This window comes from Pseudalkalibacillus sp. NRS-1564, from assembly GCF_050467905.1.
GTDB classification, from domain to species: Bacteria; Bacillota; Bacilli; order Bacillales; family Guptibacillaceae; genus Guptibacillus; species Guptibacillus hwajinpoensis_B.
Genome location: NZ_JBITPM010000026.1, coordinates 72479 through 93658, shown reverse-complemented (window position 1 = coordinate 93658; position 21180 = coordinate 72479). Strand labels below are relative to the sequence as shown.

Sequence of the window (21180 nt, the reverse complement as noted above, 5' to 3'; positions counted from 1 at the left end):
ATGCCAATTACGATCTATCCTGCTATTGATATGAGAGGCGGCAAATGTGTACGCCTTTTGCAAGGTGACTATAACAAAGAAACGGTTTACGGCGATTCACCATTTGATATGGCAAAGCAATTTGCAGATGATGGGGCCGAGTGGATTCACATGGTTGATCTTGACGGTGCGAGAGAAGGAAAGCGCGTGAATGATCGTCACGTTCTTGAGGTCGCAAATGGGTTATCGGCGCGAGTCCAGGTTGGCGGCGGGATTCGAACTGAAGAAGATGTCGCTTATTATCTTGAGAACGGTGTTGATCGTATTATTCTCGGTAGTAGCGCCATTTCAGATCCTGACTTCGTGAAAAGAATGCTTGAGCGTTATAAAGAAAAAATCGCGATTGGTATAGATGCAAGAGATGGGTATGTCGCTGTCGAAGGATGGTTGAAAACCTCTGAAATCAAAGCGGTGGATCTTGGCAAAGAACTCGCTGAACACGGAGCGGAAGTTTTCATTTTCACGGATATTTCAAAGGACGGCACGCTGTCTGGGCCAAACGTTGAGGCAATTGCTGAACTTGGTGAGGCTACAGGGAAAGAAGTGATCGCTTCAGGTGGGATAAGTAATCTTGACGATGTAATTAGTCTTCAGCAAAGAAGTGATTCGATTAGCGGTGCGATCATCGGGAAAGCTCTTTATACAAATCAATTTACATTAAAACAGGCGTTGGAGGTCTAGACATGCTAACAAAGCGAATTATTCCATGTCTTGATGTAAAAGACGGTCGCGTTGTGAAAGGTATCCAATTTGTTGGTCTGAGAGACGCCGGTGATCCAGTTGAATTAGCAAGAGTGTATGATGAGGAAGGCGCTGATGAACTCGTTTTTCTAGATATATCAGCTTCTCATGAAGGAAGAGAAACGATGGTTGATGTGGTAAGACAAGTTGCAGCAGAGCTTGCTATTCCTTTCACCGTTGGTGGAGGCATTAATAAGCTTGAGGATATGAAGCGTGTACTTCGTGCCGGAGCGGATAAAGTATCCATGAATACTGCAGCAGTTCTTCGTCCGGAATTGATCCGTGAAGGCGCCGATTATTTTGGAACGCAGTGCATGGTTGTGGCGATTGACGCGAAGTGGGAAGATGAGACGAAATCATGGCGTGTGTATACGCACGGTGGTCGGACTGCGACGGATTGGGATGCAGTTGAATGGGCAATCAAAGCACAGGAAATGGGAGCAGGAGAAATATTACTAACTAGTATGAATGCGGATGGCAGTAAAGATGGTTTTGATGTTCCTTTAACGAAAGCAATTGGTGATGCCGTCTCAATTCCAGTGATTGCATCAGGAGGAGCAGGGTCATCAGAAGATTTTCTTGAAGTCTTCCATGATGCTTCAGCAGATGCTGCTCTTGCGGCGTCCATCTTCCATTATAAAGAAACCTCTCTATCACATGTGAAAGATTACTTAAAACAAAACGGGGTGGCGATTCGATGAATACCGAAATGATCCAATTTGATGAAAAAGGTCTAGTGCCAGCGATTGTACAGGATGCAGCAAGTAAAGAAGTTCTCACACTTGCTTATATGAACAAAGAGTCCCTTACGAAAACGATTGAAACAAAAGAAACGTGGTTTTACAGTCGCTCTCGTGAAGAACTCTGGCATAAAGGAGAGACTTCAGGTAATACGCAACAGGTATTGGATCTACGTTATGACTGCGATCAAGACGCCGTCCTTGTACTTGTGAACCCTGTGGGACCTGCCTGTCATAAAGGAACCTATTCTTGCTTCAATGATTCCTTACTTTCAGAAGAAGTAAAGCCAGACGCTGATCGCTTCGCCATACTCAATACGCTTGAAGAAGTGATTGCAAAAAGAGAAGCAGAGCGTCCTGAAGGGGCGTATACTACGTATCTCTTTAAGGAAGGTGTCGATAAAATACTGAAGAAGGTAGGAGAAGAGGCTTCTGAAGTTATTATTGCAGCGAAAAACCGCGACCACGAAGAACTTACGTGGGAATCAGCGGATCTCATTTTCCACTGGATGGTTCTATTAAGAGAGCAGGAATGTTCGCTTGATGACGTCCTTCAAGTACTTGAGGAACGACACGCTTCGAAGTAATGAAACTTTATTCTCTTTTGATCGTAGATAAGAGTAAATTCAATTACGAGAAATGGAGAGAGGTCGTATGTTTGTAGGGTTTATGTTTGTGGGACTTGCTATTGGGCTTTTTCTCGGACAGCCAGGACCTGGTGTACTGCTTGGAATGGGAATTGGTTTTATTGCGCAAGAAATTTCAAAGCGCAAAAAAGATATGTGGAAATAAAAGCGAGCCGCGGAGCTCGTTTTTATTTTGGGCAATTGGGACAGAAAGAAACAATTTAGTTAGCTTGAGTGTGCCGCTAGCCAGGTTTTACTACTTATTTTATTTTATGACTTCACCCTGATGTATGTTATACTTTTGAACGGATATGACTGGTAATAGAATTATTCGAAGCGAAATTATTGGGGGGAAACATGAGGAAAGAACTTCATGCTTCTTCGGAAATGAAAGGCCGACTGATTCCGTTCGTTCAGGATGGAGATTATTTTTATAAAAAGGCTATGAGAGCCTATCAGCAACGGAATTTGGATAAAGCAAAACAGCATCTTGAACGTGCGGTTAAACTTGTCCCCGAAGAAGTCGATTATATATGTCAACTTGCAGCGGTCCTGTCGGAATTAGGCGAATATGAAGCATCAAATGAATGGCTCAAATTTGTACTTGACGATCTTGATCCTGAATACTATGATTGCTACTTTTTTCTTGCGAACAATTACGCACATATGGGTCTGTTTAAACAAACGGAAGAGAATGCGCGAACATACCTTGAACACGAACCTGACGGAGAATTTATTGAAGACGCAGAAGAGCTCGTAGATCTTATTTTATTCGAGCAGTCGGAAGATTTACCTCAGGAGATTGGTGAAGAAGAGCAGCTGATTCAAGAACATGAAGCTGCACGTAAAGCCATTGAATCCGGCCAATTTCTTGATGCCATAGATTTACTGGAGCGGATGACGGAGGTTTACTCTGAATTCTGGCCTGCCTATAACAATCTTGCGCTAGCTTATTTTTATAGCGAGCAATATGAGGAAGCTATTCAAGTACTAGATGATGTTCTGACGAAAAATGAAGGAAACTTGAATGCGGTTTGTAATCTCACGCTTTTCTATGATTTCCTTGGGCAACATGTCAAACGTGATGTCATGCTTGAACGGTTGAAGAATGTTTATCCGATTCATCCTGATCATTCATATAAGCTAGGGAGTACATTTGGATTCCTTGGTCAACATGAGCTAGCATATCACTGGCTACGTAAAGCGGAAGTAACACGACACACATGGGATGCACCATTCTATCATTGGCTGGCTGTCTCTGCTTTTCACCTCGATCGTCCTGATCTTGCGAGACGTAATTGGAAAAAAATGCAGCAAGTGGAATCATCTAATGAAATGGCGAGCCGCTATCTTGCTGAACTAGAGCAAGAGACGCTTGATAAAAATCGGCTAAGCTATCGATCCCAGATGTCGGTCGCAGAGGAGCATGAAGCGAAACACGATTATTATTCGAGAATGACGCATCTTATGCTGCTCTATACAAGACGTGATCCTGAAGGCGCATCAATTCTGCAATCGTATTGCAGACGTAAAGATGAGCCCCTTATTGTAAAAGAACTGTCAGCTTATATTGCGCTTACGCTTTCTGATGAACCAGTTCAAATTGTAAATGAAAAAGATGAATATATGGTTTACACACAGACAGACTTCCCTGATCATGTTCTTTCAGGTATGCGTGTGATTGCTGAGCTCGAGCAGGCAGACATCAGTGACTCTGATTTGCATGAGCTAATTGCGATGATCTGGTTACCTTGTTATGTTAAGCTTTCAGAAAGTGGCAAAGCATTTCAGAATCAGAAAGCCACTGCTGCAGCCATGCTCTACATGTGGCATAAAGTTAACCAAACGGATGTGACTCAAATCGACGTAGCAAATGCGTTCGGTGTATCTGGGTCTACGGTGTATGCCTATCGTAAAAAGTTAACCCGATTACTATAGAAAACGGGGTATGTTGAGCATCCTATTAGACTTTTTTCTACTAATCGGATATGATTCTAAATAAGAAATATTACTTTTTAATAATGAATATAATTAAATTACTAATAGAAACGTGAAGGAAGTGAAACAGATGAGTGAAAAAATTTATGATGTCATTATTGTCGGTGCCGGTCCTGCAGGTATGACTGCAGCTGTATACACTTCTCGTGCTAATCTCGATGTTCTTATGATTGAACGCGGGATTCCGGGCGGACAAATGGCAAATACAGAAGATGTAGAAAACTATCCAGGATTTGATAGTATTCTTGGTCCAGATCTATCTACGAAAATGTTTGAGCACGCGAAGAAATTTGGTGCTCAATATCAATATGGTGATGTAAAAGAAATACGAGATAACGGTGATTACAAAACAGTTGTCTCCGGAAATCAAGAATTCCATGCGAAAGCTATTATTGTAACAAGCGGAGCTGAATACAAGAAAATCGGTGTACCTGGTGAAGCTGAGTATAGTGGCCGTGGCGTATCTTATTGCGCAGTTTGTGACGGGGCTTTCTTTAAAAACAAAGAACTCGTGGTTGTAGGTGGAGGAGACTCTGCTGTTGAGGAAGGTGTGTATCTTACTCGATTTGCATCTAAAGTAACGATTGTACACAGACGTGATCAGCTAAGAGCGCAGAAGATTCTTCAGCAACGTGCGTTTGATAATGAAAAAATCGACTTTATTTGGAATCATACAATCAAAGAAATTCTAGGTGAAAATGGTAAAGTGAGCAAAACGCTTCTTGTGAACACTGTAACGGGCGAAGAGCGTGAATTCAGTGCGGATGGCGTCTTTATCTACATCGGTATGCTTCCATTAAATCAGGCCGTTAGCGGACTTGAGATTACAAATGAAGAAGGTTATATCGTAACAGATGAAAACATGGCGACGAAGGTTCCTGGCATCTATGCAGCTGGTGACATTCGCGACAAAATGCTTCGTCAAATCGTAACAGCTACTGGTGATGGAAGTATTGCGGCACAATCTGTTCAGCACTACATTGAATCACTAGAAGACGCAGGAAAAGAAGCGTTAGTTTAATACAAAAACGAAGCCGGGAATTTCATGACTCCCGGCTTTACGTTTGCCTCATAAACCTTATTTCGACAGCTTTCGAGCAGCATCGGGTGGTGCCTGTCACCGCGTCATTCGCTTTTAATTTTGCTGTAACAGCGGTGAAATACAAATGGGGTACACTATAAATAGATTTAACCCCCTTTAAATAGATTCATTCATTGGCACGGGCATATGCTCCGTGCTCTTTTTTTTGTGGAGTTGAGACGTTTCGTAACAGCTTCTCCAAACCGATCTCATTGTTCATGATAAGCAATCATAGTATACTATGTATAGAAAATCTTGAAGTCTGAGCACATAAGGCTTTCATATAAAAATCGGATAATTGAATTGAGGTGACAATTGTGCAACGTGTAACAAACTGTATTTTAAATGACGAAGCAAATGATCGAGTACTTTTACTACAAAAGCCAAGACGCGGATGGTGGGTTGCACCAGGTGGAAAAATGGAATCGGAAGAATCAATCCGTGATTCAGTGATCCGAGAGTTTCGAGAAGAGACTGGTGTCTATTTGAAGAACCCAAAACTAAAAGGCATTTTCACATTCATTATTAAAGAAAATGAAGTAACAAAATCAGAATGGATGATGTTTACGTTTCTTGCAACGGAGTACGATGGCGAGCCAGTTGAGAAATCAGATGAAGGAAAAGTCTCCTGGGTAAATACAGATGATGTTAGTGAGCTTCCAATGGCTCCAGGTGATTATCATATACTTGATTATATGATGAAAGGTCACGGCATTATTTACGGTACATTTACTTATACACCTGACTTTAAACTTCTTTCATATCGATTAGACCCGTCTTAAATAGAAGTGTCACAATTAGAGAAATTGAGAAACGGAGTGGGGAAAATGACCGATTCGATTGATAAACGCATTCATATGGTCATTATTACAGGAATGAGTGGTGCTGGTAAGACAGTGGCAATGCAGTGCTTTGAAGATATCGGCTATTTCTGTATTGATAATCTGCCACCCGCGCTCTTACCGAAGTTCGTTGAAATGGTTGACGGTTCGGAAGGGAAATTAAATAAGGTAGCACTCGTGATGGATTTGCGTGGTGGGGATTTCTTTGACCATCTCGTGGAAGCTGTTGATCACCTCGATTCACATGAGCGTCTTGATGCGGAGATTCTTTTCCTTGATTCAAAGGACTCAACACTTGTCAGACGCTATAAAGAAACAAGACGTTCTCATCCGCTTGCACCAGAAGGTTTGCCGCTTGAAGGCATTAGGAAAGAAAGAGAAATGCTTGAAGAGCTAAAAGGGCGCTCTCAGCAAATTATTGATACGAGCGACATTAAGCCAGTTCAGCTAAGAGAAAAAATCATGGACCGATTCTCGAACAATGAGAAAGAGAACTTTGGTGTCAATGTGATGTCATTTGGATTTAAATACGGTATTCCGATCGATGCTGATCTAGTCTTTGACATTCGTTTTCTACCAAACCCACACTATGTGGAGCATTTGCGTCCAAAAACAGGTGTGGAAGAAGAAGTCGCGAACTATGTATTTAAGTGGAAAGAAACACAAACATTTCTAGCTAAATTAATTGATATGCTTGCGTATATGCTTCCTCAATATAAACGAGAAGGGAAGAGCCAGCTCGTCATTGGGATTGGATGTACGGGTGGAAAGCATCGATCTGTTGCATTTGCAGAACACATTGGTCACCATTTCGAAACAGAGTATCGCACGAATATTACGCACAGGGATATCGAAAAAGGGAAGGGTCATAAATAATATGGATGACACTAATCTGCCAAAGGCTGTCGTCATTGGTGGAGGAACAGGCCTATCGGTACTTCTTCGTGGACTTAAAAAGTTTCCTGTCGACATTACTGCGATTGTCACTGTAGCTGACGACGGAGGAAGTTCAGGTCGATTACGTGATGAGTTTGATATACCTCCTCCAGGTGATGTACGAAATGTTATTACAGCGCTATCAGAGGTTGAACCTTTGTTAGAAGGACTTATGCAACATCGGTTTAAAAATGGGAATGGGCTATCAGGTCATTCCCTTGGCAACCTAATGCTAGCTGCCATGACGGACATTACTGGTGATTTTGTAACAGGAGTTAGAGAAATGTGCCGCGTTCTTAACGTACGTGGCGAAGTTCTTCCTGCATCAAATCGAAGTATTGTTTTACATGCTGAAATGCGTGATGGTACTTTTGTTCAAGGTGAATCACAAATTCCAAAGGTAAATAAAGCAATTAAGAGGGTATTTCTTTCACCACCAGGCATCAAAGCGCTCCCCGAATCTCTACAAGCTATTCGTGAAGCTGATTTGATTGTTCTTGGGCCAGGTAGTCTATATACAAGTATTCTACCGAATTTACTTGTTCCGGGCATTGCTGAGGAAATTCAGCAGTCTAAGGCAAGGAAAGTGTATGTTTGTAACGTTATGACTCAGCTAGGTGAAACGGAAAACTATACGGCGAGTGACCACGTGCAGGCACTCATTGATCACATCGGCTATAAACTTATGGATACGATTATTGTAAATGAGGAAATGATTCCATCTTTCTATGCAAAACGTTATGCACAAGAACGAGCAGAGGTTGTGCAATATGACGAAAATCGTCTAAAGAGCTTTGGTTTTCATGTAATCAGTGATAAAATTATTCAATACGATGAGAAATATGTACGCCATGATGCGAAGGAAATATCATCGATTCTTTTATCCTTATTAGACGATAAAAGATCATGATGGGTCAGTGGGGCCCCTGCATGAAAAAGGGGGGATGGCAATGTCATTTGCTGCTGATACAAAGAAAGAATTGACGCAGTTAGAAAGTAAACCTTGCTGTGCAAGATCAGAACTAGCAGCACTTATTCGAATGAATGGATCGATCTCGTTTGGTAACAGACAGCTGATTCTAAACATTCCGACTGAACATGCTGCCATTGCAAGAAGAATTTATACGCTCATTAAGCGGATATACAACTTCGATGTTGAACTACTTGTCCGTAAAAAAATGAGGCTGAAGAAAAACAATGTATACATTGTCCGTGTCTCAGCCAAAGCAAGAGATCTCCTTGAAGATCTCGGTATAATGGATAACGCCTTTACGTTCACTAGAGTAATCTCAAAGGATTTTACCAAGAAGTCTTGTTGCAAACGTTCTTATCTAAGAGGAGCATTTCTTGCGGGGGGATCAATCAATCATCCTGAAACCTCTTATCATCTTGAGATCTTCTCAATGTACGAAGAGCATACGGAATCGCTTTGTAACTTAATGAATGAATTTGGATTAAATGCGAAAATGCTTGAGCGAAAGAAAGGGTATATCGTTTATATCAAAGAAGGCGAGAAGATTACGGAGTTCTTAAGTGTTGTCGGTGCCCATCAGGCGCTGCTCTATTTTGAGGATGTACGCATTATGAAAGACATGCGGAATTCTGTTAATCGAATCGTGAATTGCGAAACGGCTAATTTGAATAAAACGGTAGGCGCGGCTTTTCGACAGGTTGAGAATATTCGCTTCATCCAAAAGGAAGTTGGTTTAGAAATTCTTCCTGATAAGTTAAGAGAGATCGCTGAACTTCGCGTGAAGCATCAAGATGTTACACTGAAAGAACTCGGTGAGATGGTTACTGGAGGAGCTATTAGTAAATCAGGAATCAATCATAGATTACGAAAGATTGACCAGATTGCTGATAAGCTTCGTGATGGTAAACCGATCTCCTAAGCCTTTCGGACAAGTTAGAAAAAAGCTTCCACCTATAATGGTGGAAGGTTGTTTTCTAGCAGTACAATAGATAGCATGAATCTTCAAAGAAAAACCCTATTTTTCTTAATGAAAGCATTGGAAATAGCGTTTTTCTAAATTTTTCACCTTTCGAGATAGCGCTTACTTTTTTAGGTAAATTAACACTTTAGTAAATTTAAAATCGAGAGGCCACAAAATGAGCTATCATAGCTTTAGTTTGAAAGTGGCGAGTGCAAGGGAAACTGGTATAGCGCTTCTGGTGTTCTGATCGACTGTTTTAAATAAGGGGAGGAATGAACAAGTGATTCAAAAAGAAGTTGTGGTTACTTTGGATACAGGATTACAGGCACGTCCAGCAGCTCTGTTTGTACAGGAAGCAAACCGATTTAACTCGGATATCTTCCTTGAGAAGGACGGTAAAAAAGTTAATGCCAAAAGCATCATGGGCATCATGAGCCTTGCTGTTGGTACTGGTTCTTCTGTTATTTTAACTGTTGATGGTAATGATGAAGAAGATGCGATGTCTTCATTAATTGATTTTATTCAAAAAGATTAGCAAAACCTGGCTGTGTGCCAGGTTTTTGTTTTGCATTAAATTGTTAACGTTGCGAAACATTCTTAAGAGAATAGAGTTATAGAGAGTGGGATCATCCATTGTGGTTCATTGGCTGCTCAAATAGCAGATGGTTCAAAAACAACGCCTATTCTAAGAAAGAAAAAGCCTTTCCCTACAATGTAGGGAAAGGCTTTTTAGGGTCTATCTTATGCTTTCTTTTCCATTACTTCATCAATCAAGCCGTATTCTTTCGCTTCAGTCGCTTCCATGAAACGGTCACGATCTGTGTCGCGATCGATTGTTTCAAGTGGTTGACCTGTGCGCTCAGAAAGAATTTTGTTTAGCTTCTCGCGCATTTGGATGATGCGTTTTGCGTGAATTTCAATGTCAGAAGCCTGACCTTGAGTACCACCGAGCGGTTGGTGAATCATTACTTCACTGTTTGGTAGAGCATAGCGCTTACCAGGTTCACCAGCAGCAAGTAGGAAGGCACCCATTGAAGCAGCCATACCGATGCAGATTGTTGATACTTTTGGCTTAATGAATTGCATAGTATCGTAAATCGCCATACCTGCAGTGATTGAACCACCAGGGCTGTTGATATAAAGTGAGATGTCTTTATCTGGGTCTTCAGCAGCAAGGAAAAGAAGTTGTGCAACGACTGCGTTTGATACGTTGTCGTCAATTGCTGTTCCTAGCATAATAATACGGTCCTTAAGAAGACGAGAATAAATGTCGTACGCTCTCTCACCGCGGTTTGTTTGTTCAATTACCGTTGGAATTAAAACCATTTTAAATTCCTCCCTTATATTTGTGGAATATGTAGTTGCTGTATGTTCATCATACCTAAAAGGTCAATATAGGTCAAATAAAGTGCTGTCCTATTTTTTAATCGATGAAAAGGGTTTGATTTTTCTTTAACCACATACACCCATTTTCCCCGCATCCCTTTATTTTAAACAGAGCGAATGTTCCTTTTTTTTTAATCGATCGTCTGCTAAAAAGTAGGCTAAAATTCGTCTTTCTACCTGATTACGTATTTGAATGGAAGAATAGCGGTATGTTTGATTGTAACCTCGACAATATACTTTGCAAATCACAACATCTTCTTTCGTATCTTCTATATAGACGTGGATTCCTCTATCATGAAGCATTGCTTTTGCCCATTTTAAGTCAGAGGAGGCTAACGTTATAGCGGCATGAATTAGTTCCAGATAAGGGCGCGGAAGTTTCATTTTCGAATGGTTCACCCATTTCGTGTCAATTTCCAGCACTCTTTTCAGGTAAGGAAGTAAGAGGTAGTTTCTTAATGCCTTCGTTTCTTCTTTACTTAATTGGAACATGATCATCCCCACCTAACAGAACATATGTTTGGTATAACTTTACTATGAGACAGGTGAGACGTCAAGAACTGAAGCGATACCTTTTCTATGATATGAATGAAATGTTTGGATAATAGCTTTGGCCAATATTGTTAATATCTCACCGTTCACCAGAGCAAAAAAGCAACAGCGTTCATTAACATGGTATAGATAAAATGCTCTTATACACTATTGATTACTCATTGATCGTCACTTGGAAGCTATGAAATTCACCTTGCAAAAAAAGGGGGCATATCGTATAATAATCCTTGCGCTAATGAAGCGCGCCCGTAGCTCAGTCGGATAGAGCGGTGGTTTCCGGTACCGCGTCAGTCGGGGGTTCGAATCCCTCCGGGCGCACCAATTACATAATTCCAATCCCTTTCGCTAGTGTGAAGGGGATTTTTTTATGATAAATGTCATCTTTGTTCGCTTAGATCCAGGGAATGAATAATATCCTTCATTTTGAACAGAAAAAAAGAAGAGTAGAACTCGTCCACTCTTCTTGCGATCAGTCTTACCTTCTAACAGGGCTTATCTTTGTCATCGTCATGTCCTTTGCTGATTGCTCCACTCATCGTGTGTTTGAAGCCTGAGTGCATTCCAGTAGCGCATAGTCCAAGCCATAATCCTATAAAGAAGGCTTTTTTGAAGTCTTCCGGTTCAACATAAATGTGGCTCATTACAATTCCGATTCCAATGGAAAGAATCGGTAAGAACCTTACCGGAAAACCAAACACCTTAAAAAGGTGTACAACTCCAATGATGACTGGAAGCAAAGCAATTCCATATACAGCTAAATCCATGGCATTTGCCTCCTTTTTCTCTCTCTATAAGACAGTTTATGTAGAAATTTGACTAAGGGACGGGCTATTTCATCATTTTCTTTAAAAATGGTGTCAAAATCCCCTTTTAAAAAACAGAAAATTCTGGTCATTTTCATTTTTTTCATACCATAAAATGAAGCGATATAGTATGATGAAGGTGGAGGGATTGCGATGGAATTAGGATTGATACAAAAACAGACAACGAAATTAGTCATGACAACCCAGTTGCATCAAGCGATTTCTATACTCCAATATTCTACGGTCGAATTACTGGAGTACGTGAAAGAACAGGCTCTTGAAAATCCATTAATTGAATTACACTCCCCTTCATGGGATGGTGGCGTTCGTTCTTCAAAACGCTCTTATGATACGGGGCTTAAAAAAGATCCACTCGAATACGCTGAAACAAGAAAAAGTTTGCATGATGAGTTACACGATCAGGCGAGGTGTCTACACTTTCCACGTAAAAGGGAAGCCGTTGTGCATTATTTAATTGATAATATTGATGAAAGTGGTTACTTAAGAATAAATGAGACGGAGGTAATGAATTACTTTGATGTCGAGCACTTTGAGATCACTGAAGCCATTAGAGAGATTCAATTACTTGACCCACCAGGTATAGGGGCGCGCTCTCTTTCCGAATGTCTCTTTTTACAGTTAAATGAGTCGGGAGAAATTTTCGAGCTTGCTCGAGATCTTGTTTCCTATCATTTGAAAGCGCTAGCAGAAAAGAAATATCGTGAACTCTCGAGAGAATTTCATGTTCCTGTGGAGCAGATACAGCGGGCTGCGGATATAGTAGCTGATCTCGATCCTCATCCAGGATCAAAGTGGGGTATTGATAAACCATCCTACATTGTTCCAGATGTCATGATAGAAGAGAAAAATGGTAGATTCTCTATTGCATTACTTGATGACGATTTACCAGCAATGAAAGTGAGCAACGCCTACCGTTCTTTTAAAAATAACGAAGCGGAAGAGTATCTAAAGGATAAATATCAGCAAGTCAGCTGGTTATTAAAAAGTATTGAGCAAAGAAAGCAAACGCTTCGAGCAATAATGGGCGTTTTTATTGTTCACCAACAAAATTTTTTGAGAAATGGGATTAGTGAGCTTTCTCCAATAACCTTGAGGGAAGTAGCGATGGAAGCAGATGTCCACGAGTCCACGGTAAGTCGAGCGATTAAAAGCAAATACGTTCAAACGCCACATGGTCTTTTCGCCTTAAAGGACTTATTTACTTCCAAGCTGTCTAGTGAGTCTGGAGAAGCTGCTTCTTCCTCTAGTGTAAAGCTATTCATTAAGGAACTTGTGGAGAATGAGAATAAGATGAAACCATTATCAGATCAAAAGATTGTAGAAGCTCTTCATATCCAGAAAGGGATTGAAGTATCGAGGCGTACGATTGCAAAGTATCGAGATGAGTTAAAGATCTTAAGCTCATCGAAACGAAAACGATTTTCGTAGCGGCTACACTAGTCGCTTTTTTTTTTGCGTTCGAAAGGCTGTCTGAGTAAACTAGTAAAGTAATGAAGGGAGGTTTAACGTGTGGAAAAATCGGTTATTTTATATTCGAAAGAGACATGCCCACTTTGTGATGAAGCATATGAACTACTTCTTGAGCTTCAGGAAGAGGAAATGTTCTCTCTTCAGATAGTTGATATTTATAAGGATGAGGCACTGTTAGAAAAGTTTATGCTGATGATCCCCGTCGTTGAAATCGATGAGGAAGTAGTGGATTATGGTCGAATTTCAAAAAAATCGATAAGAAAACGCTTACTTTAAAAATTTCAGTATAACATAGTTGCCCATACTTTTGGCAACTGCTACAATGAAAATTGTAAGAAGTTCTTTTTGATCCAGGTGGGACTAAAAATGTCTAAGCGGGACATAATACGTCTCGAGGAAAAGAAGAACAGCAGGGGAGACGAATTATGCGCTCATTATTGTCACTTCAACAAAAATTATTGCCGGACATGTTAGATGTTATGAATAAGCGCTATCGGGTATTAAGACAGTTGAGGCTAATGCAGCCAATTGGCCGTAGAAGTCTTGCGAACAGTCTGGGTATAACCGAACGAGTTCTCAGAAGCGAAGTCACTTTCTTTAAAGATCAGGGGCTCCTACATATGTCTGTACAAGGTATGCAACTGACGGAGGAAGGCGAACAGCTACTTCTTGAGCTTGAACCGGTTATGGATGAAGTTTCCGGGCTCGATAATCTCGAGAAACGCTTGAAAGATAAACTTGGCATTCCGGAAGTATTTATTGTCCCTGGTGATAGTGATGTGACCCCCTGGGTAAAGAAAGAAATGGGCAGAGCCGCTGTGGGACGCTTGAAAAAGTTTCAGCTAAAAGATAGAGTGATTGCTGTAACAGGCGGTACCACGCTCGCAGGTGTGGCTGATATGATGATTCCTTCCTCAGATATGGAAGGGACGCTGTTTGTTCCGGCTCGAGGGGGCCTAGGAGAACAGGTTGAAAATCAGGCCAACACAATTTGTGCGAAAATGGCAAGAAAAGCCCATACTGACTACCGTTTGCTTCATGTTCCAGATCAATTGAGCGAAGAAGCATACCAATCCCTTATTGAAGAGCCTGGCGTGAAAGATATCCTTGAGATTATCAAGTCTGCCGGTATTGTGGTTCATGGGATTGGGGAAGCTAGAACGATGGCGCAAAGGCGTAAATCCACGCTTGATGTTATTAATAAGATTGAGCGTGAGGATGCTGTCGCTGAAGCGTTCGGGTATTACTTCAATCAGTCTGGTGAAGTCGTTCATAAAGTGAAAACGATCGGACTGCAGCTCGAAGATTTAGAGCGAAGTGAACTAGTCATTGCAGTAGCCGGCGGCCGTTCGAAAGCAAAAGCCATCGAAGCCTATCTTAAGACGGGGATTCAAAGTATCCTTGTGACTGATGAAGGCGCCGCTAAAGCGTTATTAGAGGGAGATTCCCTTTATTAAATAAACCACACCTCGGGAAACGAGGAAATTCAAGGAGGAACTACACAATGGCAACAAAAGTAGGTATTAACGGTTTTGGACGTATTGGACGTAACGTATTCCGTGCAGCATTAAACAACCCTGGTGTTGATATTGTAGCTGTAAACGATCTTACAGATGCAAACATGCTTGCACACCTTCTAAAATACGATTCCGTACATGGAGAACTTAATGTTGAAGTAGAAGTTAACGGCGAGAACCTTGTAGTTAACGGAACTGAAATCACTGTTCTTTCTGAGCGCGACCCAGCACAACTTGGATGGGGAGATCTTGGTGTTGAAGTGGTAATCGAATCCACTGGACGTTTCACAAACCGTGACGATGCTGCGAAGCACCTTGAAGCAGGCGCTAAGAAAGTTGTCATCTCCGCACCAGCTAAAGACGAAGATATTACAGTTGTTCTAGGTGTTAACGAAGACAAGTACGATGCAGCTAGCCACCACGTAATCTCAAACGCATCTTGTACGACAAACTGTCTTGCACCAGTTGCTAAAGTATTGAACGACAAGTTCGGTATTAAGCGTGGTCTAATGACTACAACTCACTCTTATACAAACGATCAGCAAATTCTTGATCTTCCACATAAAGACTACCGTCGTGCTCGTGCGGCAGCTGAAAATATCATCCCAACATCTACAGGCGCTGCTAAAGCAGTATCTCTTGTACTTCCAGAGCTTGATGGTAAGTTGAATGGTATGGCTATGCGCGTACCTACACCTAACGTATCAATCGTTGACCTTGTAGCTGAACTTGATCAAGACGTTTCAGTTGACGAAGTAAACGCTGCTCTTAAAGAAGCTGCTGAAGGCGACCTTAAAGGATACCTTGGTTATAGCGACGAGCCACTAGTATCAAAAGACTACAACGGTAACCCGAACTCTTCAATCGTAGATGGTCTTTCTACAATGGGTATCGATGGAAACATGGTTAAAGTTATCTCTTGGTACGACAACGAGTGGGGCTATTCTAACCGTGTAGTAGATCTAGTCGACTACATCGCTGCAAAAGGGCTATAATAAGAATTGTTAATAGAGGAGGAGGAAGTCTTGAGCCTTCCTCCTTTTCCATTGTCATTACTAACGATATAGCTATATTTAAAAGGTGGTATAAACGACCTTTTAAAACTTTATGCAGAGGAGGACATGCGTGATGAACAAAAAGTCAATTCGTGATGTCGAGTTAAAAGGCAAAAAGGTATTTTGTCGCGTTGATTTCAATGTACCTATGGATAACGGAAAGGTAACAGATGAAACGCGCATTAAAGCAGCACTTCCAACGATTCAGCATTTGGCTGATCAAGGAGCAAAAGTCATCCTTGCGAGCCATCTTGGTCGTCCTAAAGGTGAAGCTGTTGATGAGTTACGTCTTGATCCGGTTGCAGACCGTTTAAGCGACCTCATTGGCAAAACAGTAACAAAAACTGATGCAGTCTATGGTGAAGAAGTAGACCGTGCGATTGCAGGTCTTGAAGATGGCGACCTTCTTCTTATTGAGAATGTTCGTTTTGAAGCTGGAGAAGAGAAGAATGATGAAGAACTTGCGAAGAAATTTGCTGCAATGGCAGATCTTTACGTAAATGATGCTTTTGGAGCTGCACACCGTGCTCACGCTTCAACAGAAGGCATCGCTCATCATATTCCTGCTGTAGCTGGTTTTCTTATGGAAAAAGAACTTGAAGTTCTCGGAAGCGCGCTAACTGAGCCTTCTCGTCCATTTACTGCAATTATCGGTGGAGCGAAAGTAAAAGACAAAATCGGTGTGATTGATCATCTACTAGATAAAGTGGACAACTTGATCATCGGTGGTGGACTTGCTTATACATTCGTAAAAGCGCTTGGCCATGAAATCGGTCTTTCTCTTCTTGAAGAAGACAAAATTGAGCTTGCGAAAACATTCATGGATAAAGCGAAAGAAAAAGGCGTTAATTTCTATATGCCAGAAGACGTTGTTATTGGCGACGATTTCTCAAATGATGCAAACACGAAAATTGTAAGCATCGAAGACATTCCTTCTGACTGGGAAGCGCTTGATATTGGACCAAAAACAAGAGAAACGTACAGCAAAGTTGTTGTTGATTCCAAGCTAGTTATCTGGAACGGCCCTATGGGTGTATTCGAACTAGATGTTTACGCTAATGGAACAAAAGCAGTAGCAGAAGCACTTGCTAATGCAAATGATACCTATTCTGTTATTGGTGGCGGTGACTCTGCAGCAGCGGTTGAGAAATTCGGCTATGCTGATCAAATGAGCCATATCTCTACTGGTGGCGGTGCTTCACTTGAGTTTATGGAAGGTAAAGAACTTCCTGGCGTTGTCGCACTTAACGACAAATAAAATACTTATGACTTAAATTTATAAAGGGATGGTGAGTGAACATGCGCAAACCAATCATCGCAGGTAACTGGAAGATGAACAAAACACTTACGGAAACAAAAAGCTTTGTTGACGAAGTGAAAGGACTTATTCCTAATGGCGATCGCGTAGATTCCGTTGTCTGTGCTCCTGCTCTTTTCCTTGATTATTTAACGGATGAGCTAGAAGGAACAGCACTTCAAGTAGGTGCTCAAAACATGCACTTTGAAGAAAATGGCGCGTTTACAGGTGAAATCAGCCCTGTCGCACTTAACGATCTTGGAGTAGGCTATGTTATTCTTGGTCACTCTGAACGCCGTGAGCTATTTGGTGAAACGGACGAAATCGTTAACCAGAAAACTCATTCAGCGTTTAAACATAACCTAACACCGATCATCTGTGTTGGTGAAACGCTTGAACAGCGTGAAAGCAACGTAACAGAAGATGTCGTTAAAGGACAAGTTCAAAAGGCAATCGCTGGTCTTACAAATGAACAGGTAGCTCAATCTGTCATCGCATATGAGCCGATCTGGGCAATTGGAACTGGCAAAACAGCAACAAGCGATCAAGCAAATGATGTATGTGCATTTATCCGCGGCGTCCTTAAAGACGAAACGTCTGACGAAACAGCTAATGCGGTCCGTATCCAATATGGCGGCAGTGTGAAACCTGGTAACATTGACGAGCTTATGGGTAAATCCGACATAGATGGAGCTTTAGTCGGCGGCGCGAGTCTTGATGCGAAATCTTTCCTTCAGCTTTTGGAGGCTGGTCAGAATGCCTAAAAAGCCAGAAGCTTTAATCATCTTAGATGGTTTCGGCCTTAGAGATGAAGAAAAAGGAAATGCCGTAGCTCATGCGAAAAAACCGAATTTTGACCGTTACTGGAACCAATATCCACACGCTACCCTACAAGCGAGTGGTAAAGCAGTTGGACTTCCAGACGGACAAATGGGTAACTCAGAAGTTGGCCACTTGAATATCGGTGCAGGACGCATTGTTTATCAAAGCTTAACTAGAGTAAATCTTGCAATTGAAGAAGGCGACTTCTTCGAGAACGAAACATTTCTAGAGGCTATTGACCATGCGAAGAAAAAAGGGACAAGCCTACACTTGTTCGGACTTCTTTCTGACGGTGGTATTCATAGTCACATTAAACATCTTTTCGCTCTTCTTGAACTTGCTGCTAAGCAAGGTTTAGAAGATGTCTATGTTCACGGTTTCCTTGATGGTCGTGATGTTGGCCAACAATCTGCGAAAACCTACATTCAGCAGTTAGAGGAAAAAATGGAAGAAGTCGGAGTAGGTCGTCTTGCGACTCTCTCAGGACGTTATTATTCCATGGACCGCGACAAGCGTTGGGATCGCGTAGAGAAGTCTTACCGTGCCCTGGCATACGGTGAAGGCCCTTCTTACAAAGATCCAAATGAGTTAATTGATGATAATTACAAGAATGAAATCTATGATGAATTCGTTCTTCCTTCCGTTATGACAGAAGAAGACGGTTCACCGATTGCGACGGTAGATGATGAGGATGCAGTAATCTTCTTTAACTTCCGTCCTGACCGAGCAATCCAGATTTCACAAGTCTTTACGAATGATGATTTCCGCGGTTTCGATCGTGGGGAAGAACGTCCGAAAGATCTTCACTTTGTCTCACTCACTCGTTTTAGTGAAACAGTTGGAGGCGACGTTGCTTTCAAACCAACAAACCTTGATAACACGCTTGGTGAAGTACTAGCTCAGCAGGACTACAAGCAGCTGCGTATTGCTGAGACAGAGAAATACCCACACGTTACTTTCTTCTTTAGCGGTGGACGCGAAGAAGAGTTTCCTGGGGAAGAGCGCATTCTTATCGACTCTCCGAAGGTTGCAACCTATGACTTGAAGCCGGAGATGAGTGCCTACGAAGTAACGGACGCGTTACTGAAAGAGCTCGATGCCGATAAGCACGATGCGATTATCTTGAACTTTGCTAACCCTGACATGGTAGGGCATTCCGGAATGCTTGAACCGACAGTCAAAGCGATTGAAGCTGTTGACGAATGTCTTGGTAAGATCGTTGATAAAATTTTAGAAAAAGGCGGAAATGCGATCATTACCGCTGACCACGGGAACTCTGATGAAGTCACGACTCTTGATGGCGATGCGATGACTGCTCATACAACGAATCCTGTACCTGTTATTGTTACTAAAGACGGTGCTGAGCTTCGTACAGACGGAATTCTTGCGGACCTTTCACCAACCCTTCTTGATTTGCTTGGCGGCAAGCAACCGAAAGAAATGACAGGGAAATCATTAATTAAATAACTTACATTTAAAGGAGATGACACGTTATGCCAATCATTACTGACGTTTATGCACGCGAGGTCCTTGACTCCCGCGGCAATCCAACAGTTGAAGTAGAAGTATTTACAGACGCAGGCGTTAAAGCACGCGCAATGGTACCATCTGGCGCATCCACTGGTGAATACGAAGCAGTTGAACTTCGTGACGGTGACAAAGATCGCTACCTTGGTAAAGGCGTAGAAAAAGCAGTAGCTAACATTAACGAAACAATCGCTCCAGAGCTAGTAGGAATGAGCGTTTATGACCAACTTGGAATCGACCACATGATGATTGACCTTGATGGTACTGATAATAAAGGCAAGCTAGGTGCTAACGCTATTCTTGGCGTATCTATGGCTGTTGCACGTGCAGCTGCTGAAGAGCTTGAACTTCCACTTTACGTTTACCTTGGTGGTTTCAATGCAAAAACTCTTCCAACACCAATGATGAACATTCTTAATGGTGGAGAGCACGCTGATAACAACGTAGACATTCAAGAATTTATGGTTATGCCTGTTGGAGCACCTTCTTTCAAAGAAGCACTTCGCACTGGCGCTGAAATTTTCCACAGCCTTAAAGGTGTTTTGAAAGAAAAAGGCCTTAACACTTCTGTAGGTGACGAAGGCGGATTCGCTCCTAACCTTGGTTCAAACGAAGAAGCGATCCAAACAATTATCGAAGCAATCGAAAAAGCTGGCTACAAGCCTGGTGAAGAAGTAATGCTCGCTCTAGACGTAGCATCTTCTGAAATTTACAGCGACGGTAAATACAACCTTGCTGGTGAAGGCGTAGTGAAGACATCTGAAGAAATGATCGAATTCTACAGCCAGCTATGTGAAAAATATCCGATCATCTCAATTGAAGATGGTCTTGACGAAAACGACTGGGAAGGCTGGGAGAAACTTACTCAAGCTCTTGGTGAGAAAGTTCAACTTGTTGGTGACGATCTTTTCGTTACAAATACAAACAAACTTTCTGAAGGAATCGAGCGCAGTGTAGGTAACTCTATCCTAATCAAAGTGAACCAAATTGGTACACTAACTGAAACGTTTGATGCTGTTGAAATGGCGAAGCGCGCTGGATACACAGCTGTTATCTCTCACCGTTCTGGTGAAACAGAAGATACAACAATTGCTGACATCGCTGTTGCGACTAACGCTGGACAAATTAAGACAGGCGCACCGTCTCGTACGGACCGCGTAGCTAAATACAACCAGCTTCTTCGTATCGAAGATGAGCTTGAACACCTTGCAATCTACGGTGGCCGTAAAAGCTTCTACAACTTAGATAAGAAGTAAGTTGAACAAACCCCCGCGTGAAAACGCGGGGGTTTTTGATGGGTTCTTTTCTTTTTTAACCTATGTTAATGAACAGTGTTGATTTCTGGCTGATTTGCGTGAAGTTGAGATTTCACGCAAATCAGCCACCACTCTTATCGGAACAACGTCTACAAAAACAGTCGTTACCGTTCAAGAAGTGTTAACACATTGTTAAGAAGGTATGAGAATGTCCTGTATTACCGAAATAGATTGCTTTTACTGAAAAATTTATGGTAAATTGATAGTATTGGAAAGGCTATAGTCCGGGAGGTGGAATCATGCATCTTGCAGCTACAATTGCATTAGTTATCGTTTCAATCTTACTTATTACTGTCGTATTGCTTCAGTCTGGTAAAAGCGCCGGGTTATCAGGAGCCATTACAGGTGGAGCTGAGCAATTATTCGGAAAGCAAAAGGCCCGCGGCTTTGAAGCGGTTTTAAATAAAGTAACGGTAGTACTTGCCGTATTGTTCTTTGTTCTTTCAATTCTCGTTGCGTATCTCGTGTAATGTGATA

Annotated in this window: 23 protein-coding genes and 1 tRNA gene; 21 read left to right on the top strand and 3 right to left on the bottom strand. The window is 41.8% G+C overall.

Going from position 1 to position 21180, the window contains the following annotated elements:
- From hisA to ACIFPW_RS13300, 11 genes are all read left to right on the top strand, one after another.
- Entirely contained in the window at positions 1 to 720 is a 720-nt protein-coding gene (hisA, locus tag ACIFPW_RS13350; protein WP_430244914.1) for a 1-(5-phosphoribosyl)-5-[(5-phosphoribosylamino)methylideneamino]imidazole-4-carboxamide isomerase, read from the top strand.
- A gap of 2 nt (positions 721 to 722) precedes the next feature.
- Positions 723 to 1481, top strand: coding sequence for an imidazole glycerol phosphate synthase subunit HisF (hisF, locus tag ACIFPW_RS13345; protein WP_430244910.1), 759 nt, complete (start codon positions 723 to 725; stop codon positions 1479 to 1481).
- On the top strand, positions 1478 to 2107 hold the full coding sequence (gene hisIE, locus ACIFPW_RS13340; protein ID WP_430244908.1) for a bifunctional phosphoribosyl-AMP cyclohydrolase/phosphoribosyl-ATP diphosphatase HisIE: 630 nt from the start codon (positions 1478 to 1480) through the stop codon (positions 2105 to 2107). The genes hisF and hisIE overlap by 4 nt, the downstream gene beginning before the upstream one ends.
- A 67-nt stretch (positions 2108 to 2174) precedes the next feature.
- Positions 2175 to 2312 (top strand): hypothetical protein, encoded by a 138-nt coding sequence (locus ACIFPW_RS13335; protein WP_165994973.1) that lies wholly within the window; start codon positions 2175 to 2177, stop codon positions 2310 to 2312.
- Positions 2313 to 2503: 191 nt separating this feature from the next.
- Entirely contained in the window at positions 2504 to 4084 is a 1581-nt protein-coding gene (locus ACIFPW_RS13330) for a tetratricopeptide repeat protein (RefSeq protein ID WP_430244906.1), read from the top strand.
- 112 nt (positions 4085 to 4196) lie between these two features.
- The gene (gene trxB / locus ACIFPW_RS13325) at positions 4197 to 5165 is read left to right on the top strand and encodes a thioredoxin-disulfide reductase (RefSeq protein WP_303535194.1); all 969 of its coding nucleotides are present in this window, start codon (positions 4197 to 4199) and stop codon (positions 5163 to 5165) included.
- A gap of 368 nt (positions 5166 to 5533) precedes the next feature.
- Positions 5534 to 6007 (top strand): 8-oxo-dGTP diphosphatase, encoded by a 474-nt coding sequence (locus ACIFPW_RS13320; protein WP_303535196.1) that lies wholly within the window; start codon positions 5534 to 5536, stop codon positions 6005 to 6007.
- A 45-nt stretch (positions 6008 to 6052) separates the two neighbouring features.
- Positions 6053 to 6943, top strand: a complete 891-nt coding sequence (gene rapZ / locus ACIFPW_RS13315) for an RNase adapter RapZ (RefSeq protein ID WP_430244903.1) — start codon at positions 6053 to 6055, stop codon at positions 6941 to 6943.
- A 1-nt stretch (position 6944) separates the two neighbouring features.
- A complete protein-coding gene (locus ACIFPW_RS13310; RefSeq protein WP_226615241.1) occupies positions 6945 to 7913 on the top strand; it encodes a gluconeogenesis factor YvcK family protein in 969 nt (322 codons plus the stop codon).
- A 40-nt stretch (positions 7914 to 7953) separates the two neighbouring features.
- Positions 7954 to 8895: a DNA-binding protein WhiA gene (gene whiA / locus ACIFPW_RS13305; RefSeq protein ID WP_194218784.1), complete on the top strand. Its 942-nt coding sequence runs from the start codon at positions 7954 to 7956 to the stop codon at positions 8893 to 8895.
- A 322-nt stretch (positions 8896 to 9217) separates the two neighbouring features.
- Positions 9218 to 9472, top strand: a complete 255-nt coding sequence (locus ACIFPW_RS13300) for an HPr family phosphocarrier protein (RefSeq protein ID WP_430244900.1) — start codon at positions 9218 to 9220, stop codon at positions 9470 to 9472.
- Between the two features lie 206 nt (positions 9473 to 9678).
- On the opposite strand, the gene clpP is transcribed toward ACIFPW_RS13300, so the two are convergent.
- Positions 9679 to 10263 (bottom strand): ATP-dependent Clp endopeptidase proteolytic subunit ClpP, encoded by a 585-nt coding sequence (gene clpP, locus ACIFPW_RS13295; RefSeq protein ID WP_098445023.1) that lies wholly within the window; start codon positions 10261 to 10263, stop codon positions 9679 to 9681.
- A 159-nt stretch (positions 10264 to 10422) separates the two neighbouring features.
- Positions 10423 to 10815: a hypothetical protein gene (locus ACIFPW_RS13290; RefSeq protein ID WP_430244898.1), complete on the bottom strand. Its 393-nt coding sequence runs from the start codon at positions 10813 to 10815 to the stop codon at positions 10423 to 10425.
- A gap of 302 nt (positions 10816 to 11117) precedes the next feature.
- Between ACIFPW_RS13290 and ACIFPW_RS13285 the strand changes: the two genes are divergently transcribed.
- A tRNA-Arg gene (locus ACIFPW_RS13285) sits at positions 11118 to 11196 on the top strand.
- 161 nt (positions 11197 to 11357) lie between these two features.
- Here ACIFPW_RS13285 and ACIFPW_RS13280 read toward each other — a convergent pair.
- Positions 11358 to 11639, bottom strand: coding sequence for a hypothetical protein (locus tag ACIFPW_RS13280; RefSeq protein WP_283153603.1), 282 nt, complete (start codon positions 11637 to 11639; stop codon positions 11358 to 11360).
- Positions 11640 to 11831: 192 nt separating this feature from the next.
- On the opposite strand from ACIFPW_RS13280, the gene rpoN reads away from it, so the two are divergent.
- The 9 genes from rpoN (at position 11832) to secG (ending at position 21173) form a co-directional block, all read left to right on the top strand.
- Positions 11832 to 13127 carry an RNA polymerase factor sigma-54 gene (gene rpoN, locus ACIFPW_RS13275; RefSeq protein ID WP_430244896.1) on the top strand — a complete coding sequence of 432 codons (1296 nt, stop codon included), beginning with the start codon at positions 11832 to 11834 and terminating at the stop codon, positions 13125 to 13127.
- 81 nt (positions 13128 to 13208) lie between these two features.
- Positions 13209 to 13445: a glutaredoxin family protein gene (locus tag ACIFPW_RS13270; protein WP_430244894.1), complete on the top strand. Its 237-nt coding sequence runs from the start codon at positions 13209 to 13211 to the stop codon at positions 13443 to 13445.
- A 149-nt stretch (positions 13446 to 13594) separates the two neighbouring features.
- Complete coding sequence (locus ACIFPW_RS13265; protein ID WP_430244892.1) at positions 13595 to 14626, top strand: sugar-binding transcriptional regulator; 1032 nt, start codon at positions 13595 to 13597, stop codon at positions 14624 to 14626.
- Between the two features lie 47 nt (positions 14627 to 14673).
- Positions 14674 to 15681 (top strand): type I glyceraldehyde-3-phosphate dehydrogenase, encoded by a 1008-nt coding sequence (gap, locus tag ACIFPW_RS13260; protein ID WP_404683297.1) that lies wholly within the window; start codon positions 14674 to 14676, stop codon positions 15679 to 15681.
- Between the two features lie 133 nt (positions 15682 to 15814).
- A complete protein-coding gene (locus tag ACIFPW_RS13255) occupies positions 15815 to 16999 on the top strand; it encodes a phosphoglycerate kinase (protein WP_430244889.1) in 1185 nt (394 codons plus the stop codon).
- Between the two features lie 41 nt (positions 17000 to 17040).
- Complete coding sequence (gene tpiA / locus ACIFPW_RS13250; protein ID WP_194218792.1) at positions 17041 to 17802, top strand: triose-phosphate isomerase; 762 nt, start codon at positions 17041 to 17043, stop codon at positions 17800 to 17802.
- Positions 17795 to 19327: a 2,3-bisphosphoglycerate-independent phosphoglycerate mutase gene (gpmI, locus tag ACIFPW_RS13245; RefSeq protein ID WP_194218793.1), complete on the top strand. Its 1533-nt coding sequence runs from the start codon at positions 17795 to 17797 to the stop codon at positions 19325 to 19327. The genes tpiA and gpmI overlap by 8 nt, the downstream gene beginning before the upstream one ends.
- A 26-nt stretch (positions 19328 to 19353) precedes the next feature.
- On the top strand, positions 19354 to 20643 hold the full coding sequence (gene eno, locus ACIFPW_RS13240) for a phosphopyruvate hydratase (protein ID WP_224882172.1): 1290 nt from the start codon (positions 19354 to 19356) through the stop codon (positions 20641 to 20643).
- A gap of 299 nt (positions 20644 to 20942) precedes the next feature.
- Positions 20943 to 21173 carry a preprotein translocase subunit SecG gene (gene secG / locus ACIFPW_RS13235; RefSeq protein ID WP_098445013.1) on the top strand — a complete coding sequence of 77 codons (231 nt, stop codon included), beginning with the start codon at positions 20943 to 20945 and terminating at the stop codon, positions 21171 to 21173.
- Positions 21174 to 21180: the final 7 nt, after the last annotated feature.

Bases quoted from the DNA above. Each gene is read 5' to 3' on its own strand.
- hisA (WP_430244914.1), top strand. From the start codon at position 1: ATGCCAATTACGATCTATCCTGCTATTGATATGAGAGGCGGCAAATGT.
- hisF (WP_430244910.1), top strand. From the start codon at position 723: ATGCTAACAAAGCGAATTATTCCATGTCTTGATGTAAAAGACGGTCGC.
- hisIE (WP_430244908.1), top strand. From the start codon at position 1,478: ATGAATACCGAAATGATCCAATTTGATGAAAAAGGTCTAGTGCCAGCG.
- ACIFPW_RS13335 (WP_165994973.1), top strand. From the start codon at position 2,175: ATGTTTGTAGGGTTTATGTTTGTGGGACTTGCTATTGGGCTTTTTCTC.
- ACIFPW_RS13330 (WP_430244906.1), top strand. From the start codon at position 2,504: ATGAGGAAAGAACTTCATGCTTCTTCGGAAATGAAAGGCCGACTGATT.
- rapZ (WP_430244903.1), top strand. From the start codon at position 6,053: ATGACCGATTCGATTGATAAACGCATTCATATGGTCATTATTACAGGA.
- ACIFPW_RS13310 (WP_226615241.1), top strand. From the start codon at position 6,945: ATGGATGACACTAATCTGCCAAAGGCTGTCGTCATTGGTGGAGGAACA.
- whiA (WP_194218784.1), top strand. From the start codon at position 7,954: ATGTCATTTGCTGCTGATACAAAGAAAGAATTGACGCAGTTAGAAAGT.
- clpP (WP_098445023.1), bottom strand. From the start codon at position 10,263: ATGGTTTTAATTCCAACGGTAATTGAACAAACAAACCGCGGTGAGAGA.
- ACIFPW_RS13290 (WP_430244898.1), bottom strand. From the start codon at position 10,815: ATGTTCCAATTAAGTAAAGAAGAAACGAAGGCATTAAGAAACTACCTC.
- ACIFPW_RS13280 (WP_283153603.1), bottom strand. From the start codon at position 11,639: ATGGATTTAGCTGTATATGGAATTGCTTTGCTTCCAGTCATCATTGGA.
- rpoN (WP_430244896.1), top strand. From the start codon at position 11,832: ATGGAATTAGGATTGATACAAAAACAGACAACGAAATTAGTCATGACA.
- ACIFPW_RS13265 (WP_430244892.1), top strand. From the start codon at position 13,595: ATGCGCTCATTATTGTCACTTCAACAAAAATTATTGCCGGACATGTTA.
- gap (WP_404683297.1), top strand. From the start codon at position 14,674: ATGGCAACAAAAGTAGGTATTAACGGTTTTGGACGTATTGGACGTAAC.
- ACIFPW_RS13255 (WP_430244889.1), top strand. From the start codon at position 15,815: ATGAACAAAAAGTCAATTCGTGATGTCGAGTTAAAAGGCAAAAAGGTA.
- tpiA (WP_194218792.1), top strand. From the start codon at position 17,041: ATGCGCAAACCAATCATCGCAGGTAACTGGAAGATGAACAAAACACTT.
- gpmI (WP_194218793.1), top strand. From the start codon at position 17,795: ATGCCTAAAAAGCCAGAAGCTTTAATCATCTTAGATGGTTTCGGCCTT.
- eno (WP_224882172.1), top strand. From the start codon at position 19,354: ATGCCAATCATTACTGACGTTTATGCACGCGAGGTCCTTGACTCCCGC.
- secG (WP_098445013.1), top strand. From the start codon at position 20,943: ATGCATCTTGCAGCTACAATTGCATTAGTTATCGTTTCAATCTTACTT.